Genomic DNA, 5,239 nt, shown 5'->3' on the forward strand with positions numbered 1-5,239 from the left:
AGCCAGGATCAAACTCTCATAAAAAAGATTGATTCGTTCAGAATTAACACTTGGCTAATTCATCCCTTTTTACTGTTTTAAAGGATCGTAATCAATTCGTTATCTCCCTGCTAGGCAGTTCAATAACCCGTTGAATACTTTCGATCGTTCAAACAAAAATTTTATAAAACTTCATTTGAATTTTCGAGGATGTGTTTTACTGTTCAGTTGTCAATGTTCATTCTGTAATACTTTCGCCATAACTCAGCGACAACTGTATTACTTTTGTTTTGTCGCTGTATCTCGGCGACAAATGATACTTTACCACCCGGTTATAGGATTGTCAACAGGAAATTGTAGATTTTTTGAAGAAAATTTCAGCGTCCGTTTATCCTTTAATTACGCGGTTTTTTCACTTCTGTTATTATATATCGTGGTTATTGTATGTATTGTGTCGTCAATTCGTTCATTTTGTTGGCATATCCTCTGCACATCAAATGATACAGCTCTTATATTTGGAAAATCCGGGATGGACTGTTCCTTTCATTGACCGGTGTCTCAATGGAAGGGATTACAAAATCCGAATCGAGAACTGCGTCAGATCGTTGCACACCACTCCACAGCAAAGTCAATCAGCTTCCGGACATTGTCCGTCAGCGGCATATCCTTCCTCACAACTGCCGCAACCTTCCAGAGCGGATGTTCCTCGAACGAGATTTTCCGCAGATCATCGCTTCCCATATCCTCAAAAATAAAGTCCATGGAGACCGTGTTGCCTTCCTGCTCCCGGCACAGCTTGTAGCAAAGGCTGAAGCCACTCGTGTTGAAATACACGTCCAGATCAGCACCTTCCTTTCTGCAGGTTTCCTCCAGAATATGGTGAATCATGAAATTACCATTTTCGATAATCACCGGCTCCTCGCTGATTTCCTTTACAGACACTTCATTTCTGTCGTAATATCTGCTCTTCCTGTGTGTAATAAAAAAAATCTCTCGCGAAAAAAGCGGTATATATTTCAATTCCGGGTCTTTCTTCACATACGGAACAAATCCAAGATCATATTTCCTGTTTCTGACATTTTCTTCAATATATATATCCGGAAATTCCATATAATCCAGCCGCACGCCGGGATTCTGATCCGTGAATGTATGGATGAACTCGGGCGACAACAGACGCAGAACCCCATACGCGGAAACCAGGCGCAAGAAACCCTTTTCCTGTTTTTTCAGATCACTGATGGAATCCGTCATTCCATTGTAATCCGCGATGATCCGGCACGCATGACCGTAAAAAATCTTTCCATACTCATTCAGCGCCACTCCCTTCTGGGAACGGACCAGAAGCTCTGCGCCAACTTCTTCCTCCATTCTGCGAATGGTCTGACTCACCGCCTGCGGGGAGAGAAACATTGCCTCCGCGGCTGCGGTAATGCTCTTTTTTTCACAGACCTCAATGAAACATTCCATATCCTTCAGATTCATTTTGCCCACTTCCTGTTAAATGCTCAACACGAAAAAAATCTCCGGGAACTCTGCTGAATTGTGATTTTGTGCGTGCACTGCCGGGAATCCCTTCCAAACGAGATAAAACACGCTGCGCGAGTTTTATCTCGCTATCGCGACGCTTGCCCCACACGAATGCTTTGCATTCGGCTGTGGCTCGCTGTTCGCGTAAATTACAAAAAAGAAGCAGCCTTGTATAAGAACTGCCTCTTTCTTTTCCCTGTCTTCAATATATTCCACTGTCAGAAACCTGTCAACACAGCGGATTTCTCCTGTTCAGGCATATATTGGGAATTGCTTCTGTTCACCCTTTATGCAACCCATTCTGACGGCAAAAATCCTGGTTCAGGCATACATTGAGAATTACTTCTGTTCATCCTCCGCGTATGGCTGCAGTTCATCATAGGAAACCGGCTCCGGATCTCCCTCTCCGATGAAATTGCAGAACGGATGCGGCTTTCTGTAGAAGTTCAGCGTCAAATACTGATTTCTATACTGTCCCGCAGCATCAAATCCATACTTGTAATCGATGATATCTTCAAGATCAATATCCGCATACGCAATGCCTTCCTCACCGGACGGAACATAATCGCTTCTGAGATTTCCATCCGGTCCGATGATCGCGGTATGACCCTGCTTCAATGTCTTGAAATATGCCAGACGGTCCTCCTCAAGTTTGCCATTTTCATCGGTGCACAGCATCTTATACAGACGGTCATCATACACGGAGCTGGTCATCAGGACAAATGCGCCGGTCTGTATCGCATATGCCTTGCTTGCGATATCATCATCGAAATATCCGGGCCAGGAAGCGACATGAACCTGCTCATTCTGGGCATTCATCGCTGCGATATCCAGAGCTACATCATGCTCCCAGCACTGGCATCCGCCGAGTCTTCCAAGCTCCGTATCGAATACCGGCATCAGGGAACCGGAACCGTCGCCCCAGATCAGACGTTCTGCGACAGACACTCTCATCTTCCGATGCTTGCCCATCAGATTTCCCTTGTTGTCAAACCAGAACTGTGTGAGATAAAGGGATCCGCCGTCTTTTTCCGATCCGGAGATGCATACATAAATATCGTTATCCCTTGCGGCCTGGCTGATTTTTGCAAGTGCATCGTTGGGAACCTCTACCGCGTTGAGGTAAAGCTGATGGTAAAATCTCGGGACATAGTCAAGTGCTCTTCCAAGGAAAGCAAACCAGGGATATCCGGGCAGGAATCCCTCCGGAAAACCGATCAGCTTTGCACCATTATCGGCAGCTTCCTTAATGATTTTTACGGACTTTTCAACCGTTGCCGCAAGATCAAGATAAACCGGTGCCGCCTGTACTGCCGCTACTTTGTATTTCGGATAATTTGCCATGATTGATTTCCTCCTTTACCAGATTCTGCTGACATTGCTCATGCTTTTCTCTCCCGGGATAAAAGAAAAAGGCACCGGTGAGGTTTCCCTCTCCCGACGCCTTTGTCTTCGATGCTCATAATATATATCCATTTTTCAAAAAAAGAAATCAATCTGTACTTGACAGGTGTCAATTGATTCTTGATACACACCTGTCAATCGATCCCTGATGCACCGATGTCAACCAGCTCTTGATGCACCACTGTCAGCCAGTCCCTGATACGGTATTTGAGTTTCTCTGCCGCTCTTATGTCTTGAAAACCATTTATCATTTATGTTTTAATATGATCAAGGGAAAATCTGGCGACCGTCGGTTCCGCCGGCGACATTCTTCTCCCGAATGTCCAGCAGATGCTCTGACGCCTCCGGGAGGATACCGGCGTGCGATACCTGCGTTTCAACGGTATTTTTTCCGACCGCCTCTTCGTCACTGCTGCCGATGCATCCGAAAATCCTGTTTACAATTTTGCCTATGTCGATATGGTGCTGGATTTTCTGCATTCCATCGGTCTCAGGCCCTGGATCCAGTTATCCTTCATGCCCCGGGTCCTTGCTCTGCATCCGAATAAATACCTGTTCAACGACAACGTCAGACAGCCCCGCGTGAAAAATATTCTGGATAACTATGACCGGCTAAGCATCTATGTTTTCTGGTCTCTCACCGATCTCATGTCCGATGCGCCGATTCCGGAGCTGCCGTTCTTCGGCGGCGGCGGACTCTTTACCCGGAAGGGAATCCCGAAGGCAAGCTACTTTGCTTTCTTCCTGCTGGCAAAGCTTGGCTCCGCTCTCGTTGAAAGAGGCGACGGCTATTTTATGACAGAAGAAAACGGCACTTACCAGATCCTTATGTACAACTATCAGCATTTTTCAACTTATACGCAAATGGGGAAAAATTTGACATGACAAGAACGGACCGTTACACCGTCTTTGCCAACAAAGAGCCTAAAATTTTGCATGTAAGAACTGAGAATCGCCTCCGCCTCAGAGGACGGAATCCTATGTTTTGATGAAAAGCTGGAACTGCTTGAGATACGGCTCGCCGTGCTCGAACCAGTGGCAACAGGTACACTCAAGAAAACAGATTCAAATAATAGTATCAGGAGGAATCAGAAGTGAAAGAATTAAGATCAGATTTGCGTGACAAAATTTTAAATATGGAGCTTCTGCCGAATCAGGCAGCTCTGTTTTACATCGGACAGGTCGGTTTCATCATCAAATACCAGAACACCTATACTATGATTGACGGCTATCTGTCAGACTACGTGGACAAAAACTGCAGCTCCGCTCTCGTCAGATGGGAACGGCTTTATCCCGCTCCGATACAGGCGGAGAATCTTGATTTTCTTGATTTCATTTTCTGCACTCACGCCCACTTTGATCACGCAGATCCCTGGACAATCCATAAAATCGCAGAAGTGAACCACAAAGCCATCTTCATCGGTCCTTCCTCTGTCTGCAGCGTCTATTCCGATTGCAGCGTTCCAGCGAAACAGATCCTGCAGCCCGTCATAGACAGTCCAACCGTACTCGATCCCGGTCATAAAATATCATTCACGATGATTCCGGCCGCGCATGAAGAACTCCACCCGGATCAACAGGGCGGCTTTGCGGAAGTCGGCTACCGTATATCCTTCGGGCATGCCACCATTTATCACTCAGGCGACTGCTGCCCATACGACGGCCTGGAATCCAGGATCATGAATTGCGACGCACTGATTCTTCCCGTCAACGGGCGGGATTACTATCGGAGGAACGTGAAAGACATTATCGGCTGCTTTGACAGCACGGAAGCAATTACCCTTGCCGCAGACACGCATGCTGGCATGCTTATCCCCGTGCACTGGGACCTGTACCACGTGAACGAGATCAACCCGGGAACCTTTGTGGATCTCGCCCACCGCCTGCATCCGGAACTTCCTTTTCACATCTTTGTTCCCGGAGAAGGTTACATATTATCAGTTTAATTGTGATGATGCCATCTCCAGACTCCTTGAAAATCCATCTGATTCGTAGATCACAAGTTTTCACATTCAGTTTTCATGTTGGGTGAAAAAAATCCGGCAAATACTGATTTCTCAGCATTTGCCGGATTTCATCTGCTTATTTAAAAAGCAGGGGATGAGAGAATCGAACTCCCGCTAAAAGTTTTGGAGACTTCTGTCATGCCATTTGACCAATCCCCTGTATTACTCAAGATATGTAAATGACCTGGCTAATGTACCAACATAAAAATCATAACACATACCTTCAAAACTGAACACACAAACTCTTCCCGGGAATCCGTCTCCGGATTCCCTCTTTTCCTTCCAACTTATGCTTCAGGTCAAACCCTCGACCGATTAGTAAC

3 protein-coding genes, 1 tRNA gene and 1 pseudogene are annotated in these 5,239 nt (G+C 46.1%); 2 read left to right on the plus strand and 3 right to left on the minus strand.

All coding sequences use genetic code 11. The features are described 5' to 3' along the window. Positions 1 to 576 precede the first annotated feature (576 nt). Together ACTQ1O_RS13975 and ACTQ1O_RS13980 are read right to left on the minus strand one after the other, a co-directional pair. Complete coding sequence (locus tag ACTQ1O_RS13975) at positions 577 to 1,461, minus strand: LysR family transcriptional regulator (protein ID WP_441487786.1); 885 nt, start codon at positions 1,459 to 1,461, stop codon at positions 577 to 579. Between the two features lie 384 nt (positions 1,462 to 1,845). Then, on the minus strand, positions 1,846 to 2,850 hold the full coding sequence (locus tag ACTQ1O_RS13980; protein ID WP_441487787.1) for a carbon-nitrogen hydrolase family protein: 1,005 nt from the start codon (positions 2,848 to 2,850) through the stop codon (positions 1,846 to 1,848). A 417-nt stretch (positions 2,851 to 3,267) separates the two neighbouring features. Here ACTQ1O_RS13980 and ACTQ1O_RS13985 point away from each other — a divergent pair. After that, positions 3,268 to 3,795: pseudogene (locus ACTQ1O_RS13985) on the plus strand (GH39 family glycosyl hydrolase); the annotation flags it as partial. A gap of 209 nt (positions 3,796 to 4,004) precedes the next feature. Next, positions 4,005 to 4,856: an MBL fold metallo-hydrolase gene (locus tag ACTQ1O_RS13990; RefSeq protein WP_441487788.1), complete on the plus strand. Its 852-nt coding sequence runs from the start codon at positions 4,005 to 4,007 to the stop codon at positions 4,854 to 4,856. 148 nt (positions 4,857 to 5,004) lie between these two features. On the opposite strand, the gene ACTQ1O_RS13995 is transcribed toward ACTQ1O_RS13990, so the two are convergent. Beyond that, positions 5,005 to 5,075, minus strand: a tRNA-Trp gene (locus ACTQ1O_RS13995). Between the last annotated feature and the right edge of the window lie 164 nt (positions 5,076 to 5,239).

The sequence above is a fragment of the Bilifractor sp. LCP21S3_A7 genome (genome assembly GCF_052118825.1).
GTDB lineage: Bacteria > Bacillota > Clostridia > Lachnospirales > Lachnospiraceae > Bilifractor.

Coding starts and splice junctions, on each gene's coding strand:
- ACTQ1O_RS13975 (WP_441487786.1), bottom strand. CDS start 1,461: ATGAATCTGAAGGATATGGAATGTTTCATTGAGGTCTGTGAAAAAAAG.
- ACTQ1O_RS13980 (WP_441487787.1), bottom strand. CDS start 2,850: ATGGCAAATTATCCGAAATACAAAGTAGCGGCAGTACAGGCGGCACCG.